The organism is Bacteroides nordii (genome assembly GCF_019930665.1).
GTDB lineage: Bacteria > Bacteroidota > Bacteroidia > Bacteroidales > Bacteroidaceae > Bacteroides > Bacteroides nordii.
In genome coordinates, this window is the sequence record NZ_CP082886.1 from 168,572 (window position 1) to 194,188 (window position 25,617).

Here is a 25,617-nt window from a genome sequence, read left to right on the forward strand (position 1 = left end):
ACATGAGAATATTGAATGTGAGGTATTGCTGTTTTTTTTTATTTGTTTTTTTATTTGCAGCTTGCGCTAAAGATGAGGTAGATTTAACCGGGAGGGTTTATGGAAAAGTCACGGATACCTCTACTGGTGAAATACTAAGTAATGTAACGGTGAGATTGACTCCGGGAGGCCTGTCGCGGACGACCGGCAGCGACGGGACATTTGAATTTCAGAGCTTGGAACCCGGTCAGTATGAATTACAGGCTCAAAAGGAGGGGTATACGAATAATACCAAACTGATAAATGTTGAGACCGGGAAAACGATAAGCGGTGATATTACACTTACTCCGATAAAGGCAGATGCCAAATTGGTGTTAAGTGTCTCTACACTAAACTTCGGAGTAAAAAACACTTCCCTCTCTTTTGATATCATTAATCGTGGTACAGCTAAATTCAACTGGAATATTTCCGGTTTGGAAAATGTGAATTGGTTGGAAATAAATCCATCTACCGGAACCGTAGAAGCCGGTAAAAGCCATGCCATACAAGTGAACTTGCTTCGTGAACGATTGACGGGGAGCAAAGAGGCGACGATTCTGATCAATGCGGATAAAGAATCACTTGCCTTGAAGATCACTGCCGAGGCAGAGAATAAATCGTCCAAAATAGCCCTGAATACGAATACGCTCAACTTTGGCAAAGATTATTCTTCATTGACATTTGACATTAAAAATATAGGTAACGCAGGGAATGTGAACTGGACAGTCACCGGTATTGATGTGGATTGGATAAAAGTAACCCCAAAAACAGGCACTACAAGCATGGGCAACAGTAGTACAGTAAAAGTCGATTTGGATCGTACCAAAGTGATAGGTAGCATGAGTACAACGATTCTGGTAGAAGGAGATGGAGAATCGTTTCGTGTGACAATCAATGCGGAAGAAGCCGGGGGTGACACGCCCGATCCTCCTGTTATAGATGTGACGAACGGCTTATATGCCTATTATACCTTTGAAGATGCAATAATGGATCAGACTGAGACGGAACTGACCGGAATAGGAATTGGAAGTTCGTTTGTCGATAGTTATAATGGAACAAAAGCCTTAAAGATTCCGGCAAAAGAGTCTGCTTATCTGTCTATTCCGGACGGGTTGGTAGACCAGAAAAAGATGAGTATCTCGTTTTGGGTAAAAGGATTGAGTGACGGTCATATATTCCATGTGGTTCGGAAGGAACTGAACGACAACATGTTTGTTTTAGCGATGGAAAACGGCTTTTTGAAATTTGTAGTAACCCATTATAACCTTTGTTACCAGTACTCAAAGATGACTTCGTTTGTACATAATTCTTTAGGGGATGCTTGGCATATGGTGACATTGGTTTCGGATTTTAATGATACGACTTATGCAACAATTACGACTCGCTTGTATGTAGATGGTATTTATACCGATCAGATAACCGAATCTGATAATCCATTCTCCGAATCGGAAGGGATGTCTGATGCGAAACACTACAATAGAGGACTTAAATTTGTCTTTGGAGGAAAGATAGGAAACCAATATGAGCCGTCGCTGTCACCGGTTTCGCTGACTATAGACAATCTGAGAGTTTATAAAACCCGTATGCTGAGTGCTGACGAGGTGAAACAAATCTATAATTCGGAAAAAGTCCGTTAAAGGCTTGGAACGTGATGATGATTGGGCATTAAACTACTATATAATTATGATGAAAGCAATTCTTAGAGCTGTTGTTGTATTAATACTTTTGGTTGCTATTGGATCGTGTACAAAAGATGTGATCGATACGACCGGTGATTTAGTGGGCATTGTGAGTGATAGCCAGACAGGGGAACCGCTTTCCGGTGCATCTGTTTCTCTCACTCCTTTGGGAAAGACTTCTTCTACAGGTAGTGACGGACGTTTTGAATTCAATGCAATCGAAGCGGGTCTGTATAAGATTCAGGTGAATAAAGATGATTATCAAAGTAATACGAAAGAGGTGACTGTGATGGCTGCCGAGACAACGCAGGCTGATATACAATTAAAACCTCTCTCACCGGTATTGACGGTCAGTCCCGGAAGTCTTGATTTTGGGCCATCTGCCACAACGCTTACGCTTAATATCATAAATAGCGGGCAGAGCACTCTGAAATGGCAAATAAGTGAAGACGCCCAGTGGCTGTCTTGTCTTCCCACCTCCGGAAACACTACGGTGACCGAACAATCTTCTGTAGTCGTATCTGTGGATCGGACAGAATTGAGCCGGGGGAATTATTCCCAGACAATTGCCATAACTTCCAATGGAGGAAGTGCTGTAGTCAAAGTGACAATGTCCGTAGCCGGCATTGCTGTTAGTTTATCTCCCGAAGAGTTAGATTTTGGTTCCATTACCTCTTCCATGCAATTGACATTGACAAATACGGGTACAGGTACTATTTCTTATTCTCTTACTCCTTCCAATGAGTGGATTGTACCTGATAAGACAAAAGGGATATTTACTTATTCAGAAGTCGTGACAGTTGCTGTCAATCGTTCAGTGTTGTCTACAGGAGATTATACAGGAGAACTTTCTCTTAAGGTAGGTGATCAGTCGGTCTCCGTGCCGGTTAAAATGAATATTCCTTCTAAAACCAAACCTACCGTATCTTTTATATCTATCGATAATCCAACTTTCAACAGTGCACAGTTAAAAGGGGCTGTTGTTTCTATAGGTAGTGCCAAAGTTACCCGTCATGGCTTCTGCTGGAGTACGGAGCAGGAACCTACTGTAGACTTACCGGGGATCTGTAATTTGGGAGATTGCATCGTTCCCAAGGATTTTACATACAACCTTACCGGCTTAGAGGCCAATACAGCCTATTATGTACGGGCTTATGCCGAAAATGCAGAGGGCGTTTCCTATAGTAATGAGATGAGATTGAACACTTCCGGCACTCCCTCTAAACCGACAGTAGAGACGGGCAGCGCTTCTGATATACGTACGGAGCAAGCCGGTTTCTCCGGAAATATTATTAATCTGGGTAATGTGCCTTCACTGATTCAATATGGACATGTGTGGAGCACTTCTGCTAATCCGACTATCGATTTATCGGCTAAAACCCAACTTGGTAAAACCCAGAGTACCGGTGCTTTCAATTCTACTTTAACGAATCTCTCTGCTAATACTACTTATCATGTCCGGGCTTATGCTACGAATGAGATAGGTACTTCCTATGGAGATGAAGTTACGTTTGTAACAAAATTAGGTGATTTGAGTTTGACCACTGCTCAGGTGACGAGTATCACCCATCAGGCTGCTACAAGTGGGGGGACGATTACAGCTTTGGGTGGAAATACCGTTACGGAACGCGGTGTTTGTTGGAGTACTTCCAGTAATCCGACGATATCAGGATATAAAGCTGTTTCTTCGGACAACGGCAATACTTTTGCATGCAGAATGGAGGGGCTGTCTCCCAAAACGGCTTATTATGTACGCGCGTATGCCAATACATCCGGCGGGACGGTTTATTATGGGAACAATGTGACATTTACTACTACTCATGAAATCACTTTACCCGCTTTATCAACGGTGACTGCATCGGAAATAGGCGTTTCAAAGGTTTCACTCGCTTGCTCCGTAACAGACAATGGCGATGGTAAAGTTTCGGATTGTGGTTTCTGTTATGGACTGTCAGACAATCCCACCATAAATGATAATAAAGTCAGTTATGGTGCATCAAACTCCGCATTCGGGCGTACGGTAACCGGACTGTCCGAGAATACACTGTATCATGTTCGTGCCTATGCCACCAATGAAGCCGGAACGGCCTATAGTAGTGATATGACTTTCACCACGTTGGAGGTAACTGCTCCTGCCGTGTCCGGGATTACTTTCGGTATTATCAGCAATACCTCTGCTGCCTTTACGGCAACAGTGACATCGCTTGGAAACGGAACGTTGGCAGATGCCGGTTTTTGTTATTCTACCAGTTCCTTCCCTACTGTATCTGATAAGAAGCTGTCTTGCGGAAATGTTACCTCGCTCACTAAAACAGCCACCGGGCTGATTCCCGAAACGAAGTATTATGTCCGTGCCTACGCCATTAATGAAAAGGGGACTACGTATGGAGCGGAAAATTCGTTTACTACTACCAAGCAAGAAGTGAACCCTTATACCACTTTGACGGTAGAGACTTCTTATGGTTCAACCACGTTGGATATGGCAAAAGTAACAGGGGGAACTTTCGACATGGGTGCTCAATCCACTTCTTCTTCAAGCACTAATTATGATGTAAATGCCAATGCGGACGAGAAACCGGTTCATAAAGTGACTGTTTCTACTTTCTATATGAGTAAAACTCCGGTTACCCAATATCTATGGTATGTAGTGACGGGAGGTTATCCGAATATAAGTAGTACTTACGGGCGTGGAGATACCTATCCGGTTTACAATATTACGTATGACCAATGTCTGGCTTTTATTAATAAGCTGAATTCATTGACGGGTAAAAGATTCCGTATGCCAACTGAGGCGGAATGGGAATTTGCTGCCCGTGGTGGAAACAACAGTGAAGGTACCAGATGGAGTGGAAATACTTCTTGTGGCTCTGTTGGCTGGTTTAGTGGAAACTCCGGTGCTAAGACGCATCCTGTTGCGGAGAAATCTCCGAATGAGTTGAATATTTATGATATGAGTGGTAATGTCTGGGAATGGTGTTCGGATTGGTATGCTAATTATAGTAGCGCATCTCAAACGAATCCGACGGGCGCTGCATCGGGCAGTAATCATGTGATACGTGGAGGTAGTTACAGTGATGCTGTCAATGACTGCCGGGTATCTATGCGAAACTTTATAGCTCCATCCAAAAGTATGCCGATATTAGGAATGAGATTGGTAATGGAATAAATGAATAATTAAAAAAATAATAATATGAAGAAGAATCTATTTGTGTTATGCCTTTTATTGTGTACAACGGTTTTGGTCAAGGCACAATTTAGTGGAAATGGTACAGGTACTGCCAATGATCCTTATCAGATTACAAATGCGGATGAATTATTTGAGGTGAGGAATGACTTGTCAGCTTCTTACAAGTTGATGAATGATGTTGATTTGAAACAGTGGATTGAAGAGGATAACCCAACACAGGGATGGAATCCGATAGGAAATGAAGATACTCCGTTTCATGGGACGTTTGATGGAAATAACAAAGTTATTAAAGGGTTGTATATAAATCGCCCTTCTTCTGATAATACAGGCCTTTTTGGTTATATTAAAACTTCTGTAATAAATGATGTTGCTTTATTATCTCCCATCATCTCAGGAAATAATAATGTTGGAGGAGTAGTCGGGAAATGTGGTTATAATAGTTCTGCCGACATAGCAGAAAATATGAATACAATAAAAAATGTGATTATTATAGGGGGGAGTATTTCTGGAAAAGAAAATGTTGGGGGAGTTGTTGGAGTCATTGAACCTTCGGATTATAATTTTCAATATGGTGAAACCCCCGTATTTCTAATGTCCGTTGTCGGATGTTATGCGTCTTCCATAATAACTTCTTCGGGTATAAATACAGGGGGAATCTGTGGGAAAATTTGTTCAGGACAATATTACTATCATTATTCTTCTTACTCTAGTGGTGTTGGAGCAACTTATCAAGTCTTGTTAGATGATAATGTATTTGCAGGAATAATGAATGTTAAGTCTGTAGCGGGTGGTATAGTTGGTTGGTCAATAGGATATGCTCAGGATTATAATTTCTTGAAGTCATGCTACAATATTGAACGAAATTTAGTAACAGGAACAATAAAAAGTAGTGGCTCAAATGTCTGTGGAATAATAGGTCAATATAAAGAACTTTATAAAGAAAAAGAACGTACCGTTAAATATAATGTAAATATTGCGGATTCTATATTTGCATTAAGCACTGTATATCGGATTGCTGATGAACCTTGGCCTAATAACTTTGCCTATTCGGGTACCAAAGTGTTTGTTAACGGAAAATCGGTCACTGTGGAAGATAATAATTATAATGGGACGGGCTACGGACTAAAAACGTTGAAGAAACAAAGTACGTATGAAGGTCTGGGTTTTGATTTCTCCAATCAATGGGCTATTGTTGAAGGACAAACTTTCCCTTATAATAAGAAACAAAGTACCCCTCCTACAGTGACTTCTTTTACAGCGGGTAATAAAGTAAGTATTTCGGGTACAGCTACAGGAAATGGTGGCATATATGTTATGGTTGGAAACATTGTTTATGAATCGTATATTCTTGATAATAAGTGGTCGGTGACATTAGGTGCTATATCCAAAGGTACAACGGCGAAAGTCATGACTCGTTATGATGGATTGATGCCATCTATCCTTGTTACAGCTGTAGCAACGGCTGGTGGTGGGGATACTCCGGAGATTTTAAAGGGTGATGCCAATGGCGATAGTTCTGTGGATACGGCCGATGTAGTTGCGATCGTCAATCATATCTTAGGCAAATCTTCATCCTCATTTGTAGATGCCAATGCCGATTTAAATGGAGATGGACAGGTATCGGTAGATGATGCGGTTGCTACTGTCCAGTTGATTTTAGATAAACAATAAATAATAAGAATGATGAGAAAATATTTAGTTCTTTTGTGCTTACTTCTGTTTACTGTAGGGGCCCAAGCGCAGTTTAGTGGAAAAGGCTCAGGCACAGCCAATGACCCTTATCAGATAACCGATGCATATGAGTTGTCGGAAATAAGGAATGATTTAGCAGCTTTCTACAGATTGATGAATGACATTGATCTTACGGAATGGATCAATGACAATAATCCAACCGCTGGATGGGCACCTATTGGAACTTCCACTGCGCCATTTACCGGAATTTTTGATGGCAATAACCAATGTATCTATGGTTTAAAAATAGATCGTTCGTCTCTTGACAATATAGGATTATTTGGATATGTGAATAAAGGGAAAATCAGTAATGCTACATTAGTTAAACCAATAATAAAAGGCCGGAATAATGTAGGAGGAATTACAGGTGCACAGGGAGATATCACTAATTGTGTCATTATAGGGGGAAGTATTACTGGAAATTCTACTGTTGGAGGGATTGTAGGATACTTTAATAAAGGTAGTATTATAACAGGATGTTATTGCAATGCTGTTGTTACGGGAGGGACGGACTATGTCGGGGGAGTAGTAGGAAGCCTAAGCTATGGATCAGTAACGAATAATATTTTTTCGGGTGATATATCTGCAACAGGTCAGCGCGTAGGAGGAATTTCTGGTGGGCTGTCTAATTCCAATACTGTAATTACATATAATTATGTGACTGGTAGTATAGAAGGTAGAGAGTATGTTGGTGGAATTGTAGGCATAGATGGCTATAGTTATTATAATAAGATTTCAAATAACGTTTGTATCGCTGATGAGGTTCGTGCTACTTCTTCTACTCCATATCGTATTTCTATACAAGTTGACGCAGGTAATCTCGCTTGGGCCAAAACTCGACTCATCCAGAACGGAAAGGAAATTGTTGCTGAAGATAACGAATCGAATGGGACCTCTTATGGCGAAAAAACGTTGAAGCGGTCTACTACGTATATTGGTATCGGCTGGGATTTCAATAACACATGGACCATTGTCGAGGGGGAATCTTATCCTTATTTGAAAGCACAGACCGATTATCCGACTGTCACTTCGTGTGAAGCCGGCAGTAAATGTTTGGCTAAAGGGACAGCCCCTACGGGAGGAAAAATTACAGTGATAGCCGGTGAAGGCATCTATTCGTCGACTATACTCGATAACTCGTGGGAAGTATCACTTGGGGCAATGAAGGAGGGAGAAGTTATTCAGGTCTTTTCTCAGATGGAAGGCAAATTGCCTTCGTTGGTGGTGACAGCTGTGGTGACAAAGGGAGGGGGAATATCTCCTGATATTGTAAAAGGAGATGCCAATGGCGATAGTTCTGTGGATACGGCAGATGTAGTTGCGATCGTCAATCATATCTTAGGCAAGTCTTCTGTTTCATTTGTGGAGGGTAATGCCGATCTGAATGGAGATGGACAGGTATCGGTAGATGATGCGGTTGCTACTGTCCAGTTAATATTGGATAAACAATAAATAGACTGAAATGATGAAGAGATTTATAGTGAGATTAGCCTGTATTTGCTTTTTTCTTTTTGCTTATACAGCACTTGTGCAGGCGGAAAACAACGCTTCTGCAGCCGGAACGGCACAACTGACTTTAGCACCTGCTACGTTGTCGGCAGGTACTAATACGACACTTTCTTTCGATTTGGTTAATTCTCTTCCGGTGACTGCTTTACAGTTTGATGTGATGCTACCGGAAGGTTTGTCTGTGAACACCATAATCAATGAAGACGAAGAGGAGGTGCCTGCCATTACGCTAACCGATCGCAAAAAGAGTAGCCACTCTTTAAGTTGCAACCGACGGGAGGATGGACGTTACACGGTGGTCATCCTTTCTATGAAAAATCAGGCATTTAGTGGAGAAGAGGGAGCATTGGTTAATATATCCGTTGCCGTCTCTTCTATGTTGCCTACGGGAAGTTACGATCTGGCGGTAAGCCAGATTATCATTGTCCCGTTAGAAAACGAAAGACCGGGAACTACGATTAAGCAACCGGACTTTACGGGGCATGTCTCTGTCAATAATTCGAGTGGTGATACAGGGTCGGCTCAATTGTCTTTGGCTGCCGGTAGCTTGAAAGCAGGAACGGAGCAGACTATTTCTTTGAACCTGACCAATGAAACGGAAGTAACTGCTCTGCAGTTTAATGTGAAGCTTCCGGAGGGTGTCACCCTGTGTACTATGAAGAACGAAGATGATGAAACCGTACCGGCTATCACGCTGACCGATCGCAAAAAGAGTAGCCATTGGCTGAGCTGTAATGAGCAGGAAGACGGTAGCTATATGGTGGTGCTTCTTTCCATGAAGAATCAGGCACTTAGCGGTACAAGCGGAGCTTTGGTAGATATGAAGGTATCGGTTGCCTCTACTGTGACTACCGGAAGTTACGAGGTGGCTGTTAAGGATATTGTTATTGTTCCATTACTGAATGGAAGGCCGGGGATTTCGATTAAACAGCCGGAGTTTACTGATCGTATTTATATTGAAAACACCGGTGGAGGAGGTGACGTAACCGGTCCGGTTGCGCTGTCTATTCCCGCGATGGCATTGGCTCCCGGCGCTGAAGGGATATGTAATATTGATATGGTGAACGATCGGGATATCTGCGCTTTTGAGTTTAAAATAAAGTTTCCCGAAGGCATTAGCATTGTCGAAGCGTATAATGAAGATGATGAGTGGGCTCCCTCCATCCAATTGACAGATCGCAAGAAGAGCTCGCACCAGATCAATTTCCGAAAGAAAGACGATGGCAGTTACAGAGTGGTGGTAGTTTCCATGCAGAATGCTACCTTCAAAGGTAACAGTGGTGCAGTGGTAGCCATTAAGGTGAAGGCTGATCCGGAGCTGAAGGAAGGGAGTTATGGTGTTATACTGAGTGAAGCGCTATTGGTCACTCCGTCGGAGGAAAAGATAACGCAAGAAGATGCAAGTTATGCCATAGATATAAAAGAAGGCGTGGGCATTGAAAATGAGAACACAAACGGAATATCCTGTATATGTCAGGAGGGTGTCTGTCTGATTCGCGGCACGTCTGTTGGTGATCTTGTCGAAGTCTTTAATGTAGAGGGTCGTAACATTTATTCGGAATCCGGTACTGGAGAACAACTTGTAATACCCGGGGTGGAATTTCCTTCCGTGCTGATTGTGAGAGTCTCTCGAGCCAGGAAGCTGATCTATGTACGGAAGCTCGTATTACAATGAAACTAAGTTTGTTGTGAAATAATGATTAGATGATATGGCTAAATATTATCTTTTTCTGATAGAGACCTTGCAACATCAGGAATGTTTGAAAGAAGAGGTCTTGAAATATGTCAACTCGTTTTTAAAGACTCATAGAGAGCGAGCCTCTGTAGATGTTTTTTTTCATTATTTCACGTTGGTGAGTTATAATAACGGTAGCTATGAGATTCTTATAGACGAGATGGATCTTACGGAAGTTGCCCCTTTGGAAGATATTGAGTTTGATAAGGAACCCTCTTATTATAGATATGGATGTACTTATTATGTACTTGATACTTTTATAGAAAAGGTTCAGCGAGGTATTTCAAACCGGGAGGACACTGTTTCTATAAATATAATCTCCGGAGGACGAAACAATACGGTTAAAGGGCATTGGGGGCTTGAAATATTAAGATTGATTGAATCTAAACAAGAACAAGGCTGGAGGTTCTGTTACTCCGGAATGGATGTTGTAAATAGACAATTGAAAATTGATCAAGGTATAAGGACTTTGTTTCGTTGGGATGCTACTGTCCTTTTCCATTTTATGTCGGGACCGAGGAGCTTGGCAAAGAATCGGGAGGAGGTTGAAATCGTCAAAGAAAAGAAGATGGAAGAAAACACAGAGAAACCTAAAATGCTTTCATTGGTAAGTCAGGCAGGAACTAAACCTTTTGAACTGAATGGTATAGAATATATGAGTTTCAGGGATTTTTGCAGGAGAGATGAAACCTATCAGTCTGGCGTTACAATACAGAAACACGGATTTTATGTTTTGATGAATCACAAAGGGCAGCTTATATTGGAATATTCGAGGCTGTATCCCTGTTTTGATAGTTACGATTATGCCAACGAAGATCGTTTTCATCGAAATTACTGGTTGTGTAAAGATGAGCAGGAATTGATGGTTAAATATGAATATATTACACACAATCGTTTCAGTTGCAGCGATGATGATTATTCTACTTGCCCGATGCCTGCTTTTCTGGGGCCTGCCGTATTCTATGATGATGGGACAGGTGTGGTAAAAATAGGAGAGTGAGTTTTGGACTCTTCTTTTGTTAAAGAACTATATGTACATGGGATGATTTATAAAGATCATCCCATGTACTTTTTAATTTTTCATCTTTCTGACTTTTTGTTCGTGTTTTATAAAAGTAACGATTTGTTTTGGTACGAAAAAGAATAATTTTATATACATTTGCGCATTCCGGACAATAGATCGGTTTATAGTTTTCATTTATAAAAACTACTATGCGAAACACACTCCTTTTTATATTTATCCTTCTGCTTCCTATTAACCTGGCAGCACAAGAGACATTGGGTAAAGTGGTGAATACCCTGAAAGAACGTATTAACTTATCGGCATATGCCCAGTTGGGATATACCTATAACAATGCAGCCGATCCGGATAATACATTTGATATCAAACGGGTTATTTTTATGGCAGACGGGAAGATTACAGAACGTTGGTCATGTTATTTTATGTATGACTTTGCTGTCAGTTCTCTGCAGGAATTATATACAAGTTATCAGTTCCTGCCGGGGCTGTCTGTTCGCATAGGGCAGTTTAAAACACCCTATACCATGGAAAATCAGTTATCACCTACAACGGTAGAGCTGATAAATTGCTATTCTTTGCCGGCATGTTACCTGGTTGGTATCAATGGAAGTGATACTCTTTGCTCTGCAAGCGGGGGGCGGGATATTGGTTTGATGATTTATGGCGATTTGTTTAAAAAACTGCTGACTTATAAAGTGGCGTTGATGAACGGGCAAGGTATAAATACAAAAGATAAGAATTCTCAAAAGGATGTAGTGGGCTATCTGTCGGTGAACCCTTTAGAGTGGTTTACTGTGGGTACTTCCTTTGTTATCGGTAAGGGACATTCGGTTGCGGGAGTACCAATTCATGGAATAAAACCGGGTGAAAACTACCGGCGCAACCGTTGGAGTGTGGGAGCTTTCTTAACAGGAGAAAAGGCAAGCCTGCGTACGGAATTTATGTTAGGCAAAGATGCTGATGTGAAAAGTAACGGGGGATATGCTACGGGATGTGTCCGGATTATTCGTAATGTGGAAGCCGTTGCTTCTTGTGAATATTTAAACCGGGATGTCATTGCAGAAGATAAGCAATCAAATTATATGGTTGGTTTACAATACTGGTTTTATCCGAAGTGTCGTCTTCAGGTTCAATACACTCGTTTGAGTCCGAAACATAACGATCCTTCGGATCTGGTACAAGCTCAGGTGCAGGTACGGTTTTGACTGAAGAGGATAACTATTTGTTTTTTCTCAAAAGATTCGGTTATTTATTCAATAGTTTGTATCTTTACGCATCATGTTACTAATAGTTGAGAATGAATGATGAAAACTAAAAATGAATATATAGCTGATGTTAGGCAATTTAAAGAGAGGTTTGCCTCTAAATATGGCATTCGTTCAATCGGTATTTTTGGTTCTGTTGCCCGGGGAGAGCATCGGTTGGATAGCGATTTAGATGTGTTCGTAGAGTTGGAAGAGGCAGATCCGTTCACGATGTTTGATATTCGGGAAGCACTTGAATCTCTGTGTGGCTGCAAAGTTGATTTGCTTCGTTTGCGAAAAGGGTTGCGTGATTTATTGCTTAAAAGAATAGAACAGGATGGAATCTACATTTAAAGAGGAAATTACGGATAAGTTAGCTCAAATATTAGAGTCTGTTGAAGTGATTGAGGAGCGGTGTAAGAGTTATCAGAATATTGATGATTTCTTGCAAACCCCGTGGGGGATGACAATACTTGATGCTTGTATTTTGCGTTTGCAGGTTATTGGTGAGACAATAAAAGCCATTGACGATAAGACCAGACAGGCTTTGTTTATCCGGTATCCGCAGATTCCCTGGCGTAAAGTGATTGGTTTACGGAATATTATTTCGCATGAATATGCCAATATTGATTATGAAATTATCTGGACAGTGATACGTAAACACCTTCCTCCTTTGAAAGAGACAATATTGCTTATAAAGGAAGAATTATAATTCAATAATATACGATAGAGAATTATATAAAAATGTAGGGTCTTTTTTAGACCCTACATTTTTTTAAGCTAAAAAGTGCCATTCTTTAAACTTTATTCTGTTTCTTTGTTCTAATATAAAGTGACTTAAACTTTGAACATATGAGAATAAAACAGATTTGCATGATGGTATTGCTTGCTTTAGGAGTAGCCCCCTGGGCAAATGCGCAGACGTTTGACAAGTTATGGAAACAAGTGGATCAGGCTGAACAGAAAAGTCTGCCACAAACAGTTATTCAGTTGACAAACGAGATTTATAAGAAGGCGGAAACAGAGAAAAACTCTCCGCAAATGCTGAAAGCTTACACATGGCGGATGAAGTATCGCGAGATGCTGACTCCCGATAGCTTTTATGTAAGCCTGAACGGGCTGGAGCAGTGGGCTAAGACTGCGGAAAAACCGATGGACCGTGCCGTACTGAATTCGCTGATAGCGGGTATCTACTCCGACTATGCCTCCCGTAACCGCTGGCAGATATTCCAACGGCCGAATATTGTGGATGAAACTCCTTCCGCTGATATACGTGAATGGAGCGGAAATATGTTTGTGCAACAGGTGATGCAGCATACCACAGAGGCTTTGAAAGACAAAGAGTTGTTATTGGCTACGTCCGCACGTATCTATATCCCGTTTGTAGAGTTAGGTGATGCCAGCGAATATTATCGACACGATATGCTTCATCTGCTGGGCAGCCGTGGAGTAGATGCATTGAGAAATGTAAACGGGCTGGATAAAGACTCTGTTGTGAATGCCGGCATTGAGAATATCTACCAGGAGATGCTTGATACTTACAAAAGAGTTAATATGGATGATGGCTACGTGCTCACCATGCTCAATTACCTGGACTGGCGGCGTAACTCCGATAATACCTTTGTACCCTACCGTGCACCGCAAAAGTTGATAGGGTTGACGCAAGACCCCTATCTGGCGGGACTTGACAAATTACGGACTGAGTTTAAATCTCATGATATTTGTGCAGAAGTTTATTTGGCTAAAGCAAGATATGCTATTGAGAAAGGACAACAGGCAATGGCTTTACAGATTTGTGATGAGGCTGTCAGGTTGTATCCGGGCTACAAACGTATCAATGCTTTAAAGAATCTGAAACTGGAGATTCTGAATCCCGCTTTGTATGTACGTGCTGATGAAGTCGTTTATCCCGGTGCCGACATGAAGTTGATAGTCAACCACAAGAATCTGGATGGCTTTACTGTACGTCTATATCAAGAGAAAAAGTTAGTGGCAGAAGAACATTATTCTTTGCTTCGTCCCGAAAACTATCAGGAGCAGGATACTGTTTTCACCTTCAAAGCTCCCGCAGAAGGTAGCTATGTGATGCGTATTGTTCCCGATAGCAAAGCAAGAGAAAACAGTGAAAGCAAACTGAATGTGACATGCTTCAAGGTATTGACATTACGTTTGCCGGGTGATCAGTATGAAGTAGTAGCCCTCGATTGTATGAGCGGGCAGCCTGTTGAAGGAGCGCTCATTACTCTTTATACGAATGATGAAAAGAAACTGACGGAGTTCACTACCAATGCAGAAGGAAAAGCTAAGTTCCCTTATAAACGAGAATATCGTTACCTCACTGCTACCAAAGGACAGGATATGGCAATGCCTCTGCAAGGTATCTACGGAGGCAATTATACCTACTATGCTGATAATAAACCTACTGATTATGTGAAACTACTGACAGATCGTTTGCTCTATCGTCCGGGACAGACGGTTTATGTGAAAGGAATTGCTTATGAGCAGCAACCGGATACAGCCAATGTGTTAGCTAACCGTACTTATACGTTGACTCTTACCGATGCCAACCGACAAGAAGTAGGCAGGAGAGAACTTCGGACCAATGAGTTTGGTTCTTTTGCAACAGATTTTACATTGCCCGCTGCCTGTATGAACGGTACATTTACACTTTCTACAGAAAAAGGTACAACAACGATTCGCGTGGAAGAGTACAAACGTCCTACCTTTGATATTACTTTCGATAAACTGACAGGATCTTATAGCTTAGGTGATAAGGTAGAGGTAAAAGGTGCTGTTAAGACCTTTAGTGGTGTTTCGTTGCAGGATTTACCGGTAAATTACACCGTTACCCGTTTTTTACGATTCGGTTGGAGAGGAGTACAGACGGGTGTAGAACCCATTGCTTCGGGGAGTGTGTTACTCAACGAAGACGGACAATTCACTGTTCCGGTGTTGCTGGAAGGTGATAAGAAGATGGATTTAGGGTATTATGTTTTCCGGATAGATGCAACGGTCACTAATCTGGCAGGAGAAACACAGACCTCCTCTTATAACGTGAGTGTAGGAAATCGCTCCATGACATTGGGAGCTAACATTCAGAATCCTCTATGCAAAGATGATTCTATCCGGCTTACTTTTATTGCTACCAATCTTGATGGGCAGCCCGTGAGCGTAGAAGGAACTTACAAACTGTATCCGGTTGCAGACGGTGCAAAATCCGAAGATGTGATAAAGGGTACTCCGGCTTTTACCGGAACATTTGTATCCAATAAGGAGACACTTCTTCCGGGATGGGCCTCTGTGCCTTCGGGAGAATATCTGTTAGTGATGTCTGCAAAAGATGACCAGGGACGAGAAGTGACTAATAAAGAAGAAGTGATTCTCTTCTCAACTGCAGACAAACGTCCTCCGGTAAATATTCCGGTATGGTATTATGCCGAGAATACATCGTTTGATGCTGCGCATCCGGCTGTATTCTATTTGGGTACTTCAAAGAAAGATGCATACGTCATGATGAATCTGTTCAGTGGCAATACAATGCTCGAAAGCAGGATATTGCGCCTGTCCGATTCTATTGAACGTTTTGAATTCCCCTATAAAGAGTCGTATGGCAATGGATTGTCTGCTACATTCTGTTTTGTAAAAGACGGTGGAGTCAATCAGCAAACGGTGAGAATGACGAAGCGTCTGCCGGACAAAACCTTGACGATGAAGTGGGAAGTATTCCGTGACAAATTGCGTCCCGGTCAGGAGGAAGAGTGGAAACTCACGATTAAAACTCCACAAGGAATGCCGGCCATGGCCGAGATGTTAGCCACCATGTACGATGCTTCGTTGGATAAAATATGGAAAGGAGATCAGAGCTTGCAGGTATTTTATAACCTCTCAGTACCTACTACCCGTTGGATGGATGGGTATTGGGGAATGAACTCTTATAATTATTGGTTTCCGTATAAGAGCCTGAAGGTAGCTCCTATGGTATATGATCAGTTTATTGTTATTTTTTCGGGAGTTGAAGAGCTGCTTTCGGTCTATAATACGAGGCGGGGTGGAGTAAGAATACGAGGCTTAGCGAAAGCTGAATCAAATGCTCCGATGATGTCTATGGCATATAAGCAAGCTGTCAGTGATAAAGCAGATGTTGCCTTCACAGAAGAACTGGCAGAAGGAGCAGCGGGAGAAACTCTTCCCGAGGCTACGGAAGAACTACGTACAAACTTTGCGGAAACAGCTTTCTTCTATCCACAACTTCGGACCAATGAGCAGGGCGAAGTTTCGTTCTCATTTACTATGCCACAAAGCCTTACCCGCTGGAACTTCCGTGGATATGCCCATACTAAAGGCATGCTGACTGGAATGATCGACGGATCGGCAGTGACCAGCAAAGAGTTTATGCTGACACCGAATCTGCCCCGTTTTGTCCGTGTAGGTGATAAGACCTCTGTTGCTGCCTCAGTAGCAAACCTTACCGGAAAGAACCTTGCCGGAACAGTCAGCTTTATTCTCTTTGATCCGATGACGGAGAAGATAATCAGTACACAGAAACAGAAGTTTGCTGTAGAAGCCGGACGTACTACAGGTGTTAATTTCTTGTTTACCGTTACGGATAAGTATGATGTATTGGGGTGCCGTATGATTGCTGACGGTGGTTCGTTCAGTGATGGTGAACAGCATCTGTTACCGGTACTCAGTAATAAAGCCAATCTGGTAGAGACTGTGCCGATGCCTGTTCGTGGAGAAGAGACACGGGTTTTCTCACTCGATAGTTTGTTCAACGACCACAGTAAGTCGGCAACCGACCGTCGCCTGACCATCGAGTTCACCGGTAATCCTGCCTGGTATGCAATACAGGCTTTACCTTCACTGAGCATGCCCGATAACAGTGATGCTATCTCCTGGGCTACTGCTTATTATGCAAATACATTAGCTTCGTACATTATGAACTCACAGCCGCGTATTAAAGCTGTGTTTGATAGCTGGAAACTGCAAGGTGGAACGAAAGAAACATTCCTTAGCAACCTGCAAAAGAATCAGGAAGTGAAGAATATTCTTTTGTCCGAGTCTCCCTGGGTAATGGAAGCGAAAACTGAAGAAGAGCAGAAAGAGCGTATTGCAACGTTATTCGACCTGAATAATATACGCAATAATAATATCACAGCCCTTACTCGCCTGAAGGAGCTTCAGCAGCCCGATGGTTCCTGGGCATGGTACAAAGGAATGAATGGCAGCCGGTATATCACCAATTATATTGTAGAGTTGAATGCCCGTCTTGCCATGCTGACTGGTAAACCATTGGAGGGAGATGCTTTGGTTATGCAGCGTACTGCTCTCAGCTTCCTCAATAAAGAAGCGCTGGAAGAGTATAAAAATATCCGTAAGGCAGAGAAGAATGGCGATAAAGTGAAAGGGCTTTCTGCTTCAGCATTGAAATATCTCTACCTTATTGCTATTTCCGGTGAGCAGATCCCACTTGCAGATAATAAGACAGCTTACGATTACTTCCTTTCAAAAGTTACGGAAACGCTGACTACCCGTTCTATGACTGATAAGGCACTTGCTGCCATTGTTCTGGAGAAGGCCGGACATAAGAAAGAAGCATTGGAGTTCATTGCCTCTTTGAAGGAGTTTTTGACAAAGACGGATGAACAGGGTATGTTCTTTGCTTTCAATGAGAATCCGCATTCATGGGGCGGTTTGCAAATCCCGGCACATGTGATGGTGATGGAAGCCCTTGAACTTGTTTCCGGCGATTCGTCAACGGTAGAAGAAATGAAACTCTGGCTTTTGAAACAGAAACAGACACAGGCATGGGACTCTCCGGTGACTACGGCAGATGCTGTTTATGCATTGTTGCAAGGTGGTACCAATCTGCTCGAAAGTCAGGGAGATGTACGTATTGTTATTGCCAATGAAGTGCTGGAAACACTTTCACCTGCCAAGACAACCGTTCCCGGATTAGGATATATCAAGAAGACATTTACTGATAAGAAGGTGGTAGACGCCCGTAAAGTAACTGTTGAGAAAAGAGATGCCGGAATAGCCTGGGGAGCTGTTTATGCACAATATCAGGAAGATATGAGCCAGGTGAAACAGCAGGGTGGCGAATTGAATGTAGATAAGAAACTGTATGTAGAACGTCTGGTGAATAACGTTCGTCAGTTGCAGCCTGTTACAGCCGGTACGGAACTTGCTGTTGGCGACAAGGTTATTTCACGTTTGACGATTCGCCTGGATCGCCCGATGGATTTCATCCAACTGAAAGATCAGCGTGCTGCTTGCTTTGAACCTATGGAAACGCTTTCCGGTTATCGTTGGAACAATGGATTTGGATATTATGTCGATATAAAAGATGCATCTACCAATTTCTTCTTCGACGGATTGGGTAAGGGAGTCTTTGTATTGGAATACAGCTACCGTGTCAGTCGTTCCGGAACGTATGAAACCGGATTGGCAACGCTCCAGAGTGCTTATGCTCCGGAGTATGTTTCCCACTCCGCTTCAATGAAAGTGACGGTGAAATAAGTGCTGATTCGAAGACGGTTGCACTTATTATAAAATATTGATTGTATTGGAACGTAGATTAACACAGATTTTCGCAAAGAATATGATAGAGAAAGAGTCGTAATTTCTTGTCTTTGCGTCAATCTGCGTTAATTTGCGTTTTGTCGTTATAACAGCGCAGCCTGCTAATCACTAAACCGCTAATCACTATTAATATTCCTTTCAATCCGTTCCATATCTCGTCGAAAACTCCTACATTTGTGCTTCAAATATAATATATAAAGCATGAAACGCAGTATACTCTCTATATTAACTGTTTTTATTATTACTTTGTCTGCCATTGCCCAACCCCGTCTTTCGTCCAATAAAGAGACGCATAACTTTGGGCAAATTGAATGGAAACATCCTGTAACTGTAGAATATACCATTACCAATACCGGAGATAAACCATTGGTACTGACCAATGTCACTACATCTTGTGCCTGTTCGGTTGCCGATTGGACGAAAAAGCCGATTGCTCCCGGCGAGAAAGGTACTGTCAGTGCAACTTTTGATGCCAAAGCCCTTGGTCATTTTGAAAAAACGGTTGGTATTTACAGCAATGCACAACCCAGTCTGGTATATCTGAAATTTGTAGGTGAAGTGGTGCAGGAAGTTACGGATTTTGCAAAAACACATCCCTACGCCATTGGCTCTATTCGTTTGGACCGTACCGAATTTGATTTTCCGGATGCACACCGGGGAGAAAAACCTACCATTACGTTCAGTGTAGTGAATTTGTCGGACCGTCCTTACGAACCTGTACTGATGCATCTTCCTCCTTACCTGAAAATGGAAAGAACGCCGGATGTGGTTCTGAAAGGAAAGAAAGGAAAGATTAAACTAACGCTTGATACGAAACAACTCACGGATCTTGGCCTGACACAGACTTCTGTCTATCTGGCTCGTTTTGCCGGCGATAAGGTGAGCGAGGAGAATGAGATTCCTGTTTCGGCTATTCTTCTCCCGGACTTCTCGGGTATGACCATGCAGGATAGCCTGAATGCACCTGCCATCCGCTTGTCTGAAGCCAACATTGACCTCAGTGCCCGGTTGGCTAAGAAGAACAAAGCTTCTCATGATATTGTTATTACCAATACAGGTAAAGCACCTTTGCAGATCAATAAATTGCAGGTATTCAATTCCTCGGTAGGAGTGAGCCTGAAAAAGACGGTTCTTCAACCGGGTGCAAGTACCAAGCTGCGGGTTACCATTCATAAAAAGAATACAGGCAAGAAGAAACATCACTTGCGTATTCTGATGATCACGAATGACCCGGCACGACCGAAAGTAGAAATTAATATAAAACGATAACCCCTAAATATCATTACCATGGAACATCCGGAAAACAGCGAAGAGTACAAAGGACTGGTTGTCAACAAAGGTATTGAGCAGCCCTCATCGGTAAATCCTTATCTGAAACGTAAACCGAAGAAGCGCCAGCCCACTGTAGCAGAATTTGTGGAGGGTATCGTGCAGGGAAATATAACGATCCTCAGTCAGGCAGTGACCTTGGTGGAAAGCGTGAAGCCCGAACATCAGGTTATAGCCCAGGAAGTGATAGAAAAATGTCTGCCATTTTCCGGAAACTCCATTCGGGTAGGGATTAGTGGTGTACCCGGTGCCGGAAAGAGTACTTCAATTGATGTCTTTGGCCTGCATGTGCTCGAAAAGGGAGGTAAGCTGGCTGTGTTGGCTATCGACCCGAGTAGTGAGCGTAGTAAAGGGAGTATTTTAGGGGATAAGACCCGTATGGAACAATTGTCCGTACATCCCAATTCGTTTATTCGTCCCAGTCCTTCAGCGGGTTCGTTGGGTGGTGTAGCGCGAAAAACCCGTGAAACGATCATTCTTTGTGAAGCCGCCGGTTTCGATAAGATTTTTGTAGAGACAGTGGGAGTGGGGCAGAGTGAAACGGCTGTGCACTCTATGGTAGATTTCTTCCTGTTGATTCAGTTGGCAGGCACAGGTGATGAACTTCAAGGTATTAAGCGCGGTATCATGGAAATGGCGGACGGCATTGTTATCAACAAAGCTGACGGAAATAATATAGACAAAGCGAACTTGGCTGCCTCCCAATTCCGCAATGCTTTGCATCTTTTTCCGGCTCCCGACTCTGGCTGGACACCACAGGTCTTGACGTATTCCGGTTTCTATAATATAGGTGTGAAAGAGATATGGGATATGGTTTATGAATACATCGACTTTGTGAAAGCGAACGGATACTTTGAGTATCGACGCAATGAGCAGAGTAAATACTGGATGTATGAAAGTATTAATGAGCAGCTTCGCGATAGTTTTTATCATAATGCTAAGATAGAATCGATGCTATATGAAAAAGAACAACAAGTGCTTGGCGGTAATCTGACCTCTTTTATAGCAGCAAAGACATTATTGGATACCTATTTTGAGGAATTGAGAAAATAGGGATATTTATTCACTTTTTATCTGTCATCTTTCGCTCTTGGGTGGGGCTTTTTTGAAAAGGAAATTGTACCTTTGTGCTCCTAAAAGAATAATATCATTTATATATACAAAAGATGACGAATAATAATGTAATTGAGCAGGAAGAAGCTCTGTTGCTGAGGCGTAAACTTGACTTGTTGCTCCGTACCGGTAAATTGTTGGTAGAAAGTGCTGCGGATACAAACCGGATTGTGCGTAATATGAAGCGTGTAGCTGCTTATTTGGGGTTGCCGGAAGATAAACTTCATATTGATGTAAGTTATACAATGCTGGTTGTGAATGTCAGTGACGAGGCGCACTCTTTCTCTAAATTTCAGAAGTGTGAGAAGCATGGTATTAATATGACGGCTATTTCTGAAGTTAGTAAACTATCCTGGCGGGCTATTGAACATGATTATTCTTTGGATCAGTATGAAGAAGAACTGGAGAAAATCTGCTCCCGTCCGCGTAATTACATTCCTTATCTGGTAGCCATTGGTGCAGGTTTTGCCTGCGGAGGTTTTTGCAAGTTGTTTGGCTGTGACTGGATGGCTTTCTTGCTGGCTTCTGTTTGTGCTTTTGTTGGTTTCCGTGTCCGTGCTCGATGCATGGAGTTTGGTATCAATGTATATATGAGTATTGCCATTGCGGCTTTTGTTTCTACTTGTCTGGCTTATGCCTCTTCGTTTAGCGGACTTTCATCTACTCCTTATCATCCGCTTTTGGCCTGTGCTTTGTTTATTGTTCCGGGTGTTCCGTTGATCAACTTTGTGGACGATATGATAGACAATTATCTGTTAGTGGGTATCACGCGTGCTGCTAATACTGCTATGATGGTGGGTGCTATGGCTTTCGGTATTGTTCTTGCCATCCGTTTGTGTGTGATGGAGGATGTCAGCATTGATAAAAAGTTCAGTGAATTGAGTATGATTCCCCATGATCCTTATTATGTATACGCGATTGCTGCCGCAATTGCCGCAATGGGTTTCTCTATGATATTCAACATTCAGCGTCGTTTGCTTTGGGTGGTAGCCATAGGCGGTATCATAGCTGTGTGTACACGTAATTTCGTGAATTTCGAATTAGGTTTCGGACCGGTGATCGGTTCGTTTATGGGTAGTTTTGTAGTTAGTCTGATAGCCGTGAAAGCCGTTCATTGGTTTCATGTGCCCAACCACGTATTGACCATTCCTTCCGTCATCCCTATGATTCCCGGTGTATTGATGTATCGTTCTTTGCTGGGACTTATCGGCATGCACGGTGTAGTAGGTGAAGTAACAGTTGCCTTTTACAACGGTATCAATTCTGCTCTTATTATTCTTTGCATAGCTTTAGGCGTAGCTGTCCCTAACATTTTTGCCCGTCGTTATATTGCCAAAGACCGCCAGAAATTCCTGGAAGAAGAACTGGCAAAGAGAAAGGCGAGGGGAAAATTTATAGAATGGTGATGAGTGATTAGTGGTTAGTGATGAGTGGTTAATGATAAAGCGCAGCCACTAATCACTCATCACTAATCGTTAATCACTATAATCCTCCTTCCTTTTCCAAATCCGCCCTCGACTTGCTTTGTGTCACGATGTATACACCCAGAAATACCAGACCGATGGCGATTCCCTTTTGCCAGCCAAAGGTACCGATACCCATGACTACTGCTGCGATAGACGCGATGATTGGCTGTACATAGTTGTACATACTTACCACTGTGGGACGGAGTAACTTCTGTGCTGTCATTACGCAGATGTAAGCGATGAAGCTTCCTCCCAATACTACATATAAAACTTGCCAGACGGCGGGTACGGAAATCGTGCTCCATTCAATTGCTGCCACATCCTGATAAGAGAATGGGATGTAGCACATAGAAGCATAAATGAACATCCATTTATTGATGGTAACAGCAGAATATTGCTGGGTAAGTCCTTTGAATACAGTTAGGTAGATAGAGAAACTAAGTTGTGCCAACAGGCAGAGCAGGTCTCCCCAGATACTACTATTGGCATCTCCTGAAGTCTGACTGCCTAAGATAAGTATCAATGCTCCCATTGCTCCGACAAAGATACCTAATACTTTCTTGTTCGTAACCGGTTCTTTCAGATAGATGGCGGCTACAATCATTGTGATGATAGGCAGAGTGGTAGTCACAATAGAGGCGTCAATAGGAGAGGTCAATGACAATCCGAAGATGAAAACTCCCTGATTAAATACCAATGCAAACAAGGATGCAAAGAATATTTTGAGCATATCCTTATGATTCACATGTTCCTGCTTGCAGAACATGGAGAGTATCCAGAAAGCGGCAGCTGCCCCCACCATTCGAAAAGTAGTGACCGAAAGAGCTGAAAACTCTTGCAAAGCAAATTTTCCGATGGGAGCCATTAGTCCCCACATCACATTGGCAGTAAGAGCAAACAGATGTCCTTGTACGTTCTTGTTGATATTCATCTTTTTAGTGACCTTTATTGAAAACTGCTGCAAAGGTAACCAATTTATCATTTGAATTGTTTATATTTGCCTTGATATAAAGTAAGAATAGCATGGAAAAACAAGCCAAATATATCCGGCGTATTGAAATAAAAGGGTTGTGGAAACGGTTTAATATTGCCTGGGACCTGCGTCCCGACGTGAATATCCTTTCCGGCATCAATGGGGTTGGTAAAACAACGATCCTGAACCGTTCCGTAGGTTATCTGGAAGATCTTTCCGGTGAGATGAAGAACGGAATGAAAGACGGGGTAGATATTTACTTTGATGATCCCGAAGCTACTTATATTCCTTATGATGTAATCCGTAGTTATGACCGCCCTCTTATCATGGGCGATTTTACTGCCCGGATGGCTGATAAGAATGTAAAGTCTGAACTTGATTGGCAGCTCTATCTCTTACAACGCCGTTATCTGGATTATCAGGTGAATATAGGCAATAAAATGATTGAACTTCTAGCCGGTAATGATGAAGAAGAGCGGAAGAGGGCAGCTACTTTATCGTTGGCTAAAAAGCGCTTTCAGGATCAGATAGATGAACTGTTCAGCTATACCCGGAAGAAAATAGACCGGAGGCGGAATGATATTGCTTTTTATCAGGACGGTGAGCTCTTATTGCCCTATAAACTCTCTTCCGGCGAAAAACAGATGCTTGTTATCTTGCTGACTGTATTGGTACAGGACAATGAACATTATGTTCTTTTCATGGATGAGCCGGAAGCCTCGCTCCACATCGAGTGGCAACAGAAGCTTATCGCTATGATTCGTGAACTGAATCCCAATGTACAAATAATACTGACCACTCATTCGCCTGCCCTCATTATGGAAGGCTGGCTCAATGCTGTCACCGAAGTAACCGATATTACAACGAATGTAGTTGACAATTGACAGTTGACAGTTGACAATTGACAGTTGATAGTTGACAATTGAGAATACAGAGTAATTTCAATCGTAAATAGTAAATCGTCCAATCGTAAATCTCACATGGCATGGCTCAAACCCTACGCGACAATCTGACTTCCTCTTACTTTAGTGCCGCCCATAAGCTTTATCCCAAGAACACACGCCGGAGAATTGTAGCTTATGTGGAAAGTTATGACGACGTGCCTTTCTGGCGTACGTTGTTTGAGGAGTTTGAGAATGATGAATATTATTTTCAGGTAATGCTTCCTTCGGCTACCTCTTTGGCAAAGGGGAAGAAGATGGTATTAATGAATACCCTGAATACGGCCGAATTAGGAAAAAGCCTCATCGCCTGTGTGGATAGTGATTATGATTTTCTTTTGCAGGGAGCTACTGCTACTTCCCGGAAGATAAACAGAAACAGATATATCTTTCAGACCTATACCTATGCCATCGAAAATCATCATTGCTTTGCAGAGAGTTTGCATGAGGTATGTGTACAGGCCACACTGAATGACCGTCCGTTGATTGATTTTGCTGCTTTCATGCGGAGGTATTCCCAGATAACTTATCCTCTTTTTCTTTGGAACGTCTGGTTCTATCGGCAGCATGATACACACACATTTCCGATGAGTGACTTTAATACATATATCCGGTTGCTGGACGTCAACCTGCGGCATCCTGAACGATGCCTGGAAGCTCTACAAAGGACGGTCTCTGCCAAACTATCGGAACTGCAAACCCGTTTTCCTCACTGTATTAGTCGGGTGGATGCTTTAGGTTCCGAACTGGAGAAGTTAGGATTGGTTCCGGAAACCACCTATCTTTATATCCAGGGACATCATATCATGGATAATGTAGTGATGAAACTTCTGATACCGGTTTGTACACTTCTTCGCAGAGAACGGGAACAGGAGATAAAGAAACTGGCAGAACATGATGAACAGTTTCGTAATGAACTGACTTGTTATCAGAACAGTCAGATAAATGTGGAAATCATGTTGAAGAAGAATAGTGCATACAAAGCACTGTATCTTCACCAATGGTTGCGTGACGACGTAAGGGAATTCCTGGAGAAAGGATAGTGACGTGAAACAAACAGGGTGTTTTGCCGTTGCCCTATTATAA

The 25,617-nt window shown here is 42.4% G+C and carries 16 protein-coding genes; 15 read left to right on the forward strand and 1 reads right to left on the reverse strand.

Annotation, left to right across the window (positions count from 1 at the left end; translation table 11 throughout):
• Positions 1 to 2: 2 nt before the first annotated feature.
• The 13 genes from K8P02_RS00630 (at position 3) to K8P02_RS00690 (ending at position 22,557) form a co-directional block, all read left to right on the forward strand.
• Positions 3 to 1,655 carry a carboxypeptidase regulatory-like domain-containing protein gene (locus K8P02_RS00630; RefSeq protein ID WP_223381867.1) on the forward strand — a complete coding sequence of 551 codons (1,653 nt, stop codon included), beginning with the start codon at positions 3 to 5 and terminating at the stop codon, positions 1,653 to 1,655.
• 46 nt (positions 1,656 to 1,701) lie between these two features.
• On the forward strand, positions 1,702 to 4,863 hold the full coding sequence (locus tag K8P02_RS00635) for an SUMF1/EgtB/PvdO family nonheme iron enzyme (RefSeq protein ID WP_223381879.1): 3,162 nt from the start codon (positions 1,702 to 1,704) through the stop codon (positions 4,861 to 4,863).
• 24 nt (positions 4,864 to 4,887) lie between these two features.
• On the forward strand, positions 4,888 to 6,555 hold the full coding sequence (locus tag K8P02_RS00640) for a dockerin type I repeat-containing protein (protein ID WP_223381882.1): 1,668 nt from the start codon (positions 4,888 to 4,890) through the stop codon (positions 6,553 to 6,555).
• A 9-nt stretch (positions 6,556 to 6,564) separates the two neighbouring features.
• A complete protein-coding gene (locus K8P02_RS00645) occupies positions 6,565 to 8,067 on the forward strand; it encodes a dockerin type I repeat-containing protein (protein ID WP_025867853.1) in 1,503 nt (500 codons plus the stop codon).
• Between the two features lie 10 nt (positions 8,068 to 8,077).
• Complete coding sequence (locus K8P02_RS00650) at positions 8,078 to 9,799, forward strand: hypothetical protein (protein WP_025867854.1); 1,722 nt, start codon at positions 8,078 to 8,080, stop codon at positions 9,797 to 9,799.
• A 34-nt stretch (positions 9,800 to 9,833) separates the two neighbouring features.
• Entirely contained in the window at positions 9,834 to 10,859 is a 1,026-nt protein-coding gene (locus K8P02_RS00655) for a hypothetical protein (RefSeq protein WP_025867855.1), read from the forward strand.
• A 212-nt stretch (positions 10,860 to 11,071) separates the two neighbouring features.
• Entirely contained in the window at positions 11,072 to 12,085 is a 1,014-nt protein-coding gene (locus K8P02_RS00660; RefSeq protein ID WP_025867857.1) for a porin, read from the forward strand.
• A 99-nt stretch (positions 12,086 to 12,184) separates the two neighbouring features.
• Complete coding sequence (locus K8P02_RS00665; RefSeq protein WP_025867858.1) at positions 12,185 to 12,478, forward strand: nucleotidyltransferase family protein; 294 nt, start codon at positions 12,185 to 12,187, stop codon at positions 12,476 to 12,478.
• Positions 12,462 to 12,836 (forward strand): HepT-like ribonuclease domain-containing protein, encoded by a 375-nt coding sequence (locus K8P02_RS00670; protein WP_002559307.1) that lies wholly within the window; start codon positions 12,462 to 12,464, stop codon positions 12,834 to 12,836. Before K8P02_RS00665 ends, K8P02_RS00670 begins: the two co-directional genes overlap by 17 nt.
• Positions 12,837 to 12,976: 140 nt before the next feature.
• A complete protein-coding gene (locus K8P02_RS00675; protein ID WP_025867859.1) occupies positions 12,977 to 18,646 on the forward strand; it encodes an alpha-2-macroglobulin family protein in 5,670 nt (1,889 codons plus the stop codon).
• Between the two features lie 264 nt (positions 18,647 to 18,910).
• On the forward strand, positions 18,911 to 19,978 hold the full coding sequence (locus tag K8P02_RS00680; RefSeq protein WP_002559309.1) for a DUF1573 domain-containing protein: 1,068 nt from the start codon (positions 18,911 to 18,913) through the stop codon (positions 19,976 to 19,978).
• Positions 19,979 to 19,996: 18 nt separating this feature from the next.
• Positions 19,997 to 21,091, forward strand: coding sequence for a methylmalonyl Co-A mutase-associated GTPase MeaB (gene meaB / locus K8P02_RS00685; protein ID WP_002559310.1), 1,095 nt, complete (start codon positions 19,997 to 19,999; stop codon positions 21,089 to 21,091).
• A 113-nt stretch (positions 21,092 to 21,204) separates the two neighbouring features.
• Positions 21,205 to 22,557 carry a threonine/serine exporter family protein gene (locus tag K8P02_RS00690; protein WP_007484095.1) on the forward strand — a complete coding sequence of 451 codons (1,353 nt, stop codon included), beginning with the start codon at positions 21,205 to 21,207 and terminating at the stop codon, positions 22,555 to 22,557.
• Positions 22,558 to 22,633: 76 nt separating this feature from the next.
• On the opposite strand, the gene K8P02_RS00695 is transcribed toward K8P02_RS00690, so the two are convergent.
• A complete protein-coding gene (locus tag K8P02_RS00695) occupies positions 22,634 to 23,548 on the reverse strand; it encodes a DMT family transporter (protein ID WP_025867860.1) in 915 nt (304 codons plus the stop codon).
• 92 nt (positions 23,549 to 23,640) lie between these two features.
• On the opposite strand from K8P02_RS00695, the gene K8P02_RS00700 reads away from it, so the two are divergent.
• Both K8P02_RS00700 and K8P02_RS00705 read left to right on the forward strand, forming a co-directional pair.
• Positions 23,641 to 24,474, forward strand: coding sequence for an AAA family ATPase (locus K8P02_RS00700; protein WP_025867861.1), 834 nt, complete (start codon positions 23,641 to 23,643; stop codon positions 24,472 to 24,474).
• Positions 24,475 to 24,575: 101 nt separating this feature from the next.
• On the forward strand, positions 24,576 to 25,574 hold the full coding sequence (locus K8P02_RS00705) for a DUF4435 domain-containing protein (protein WP_007484098.1): 999 nt from the start codon (positions 24,576 to 24,578) through the stop codon (positions 25,572 to 25,574).
• Positions 25,575 to 25,617: the final 43 nt, after the last annotated feature.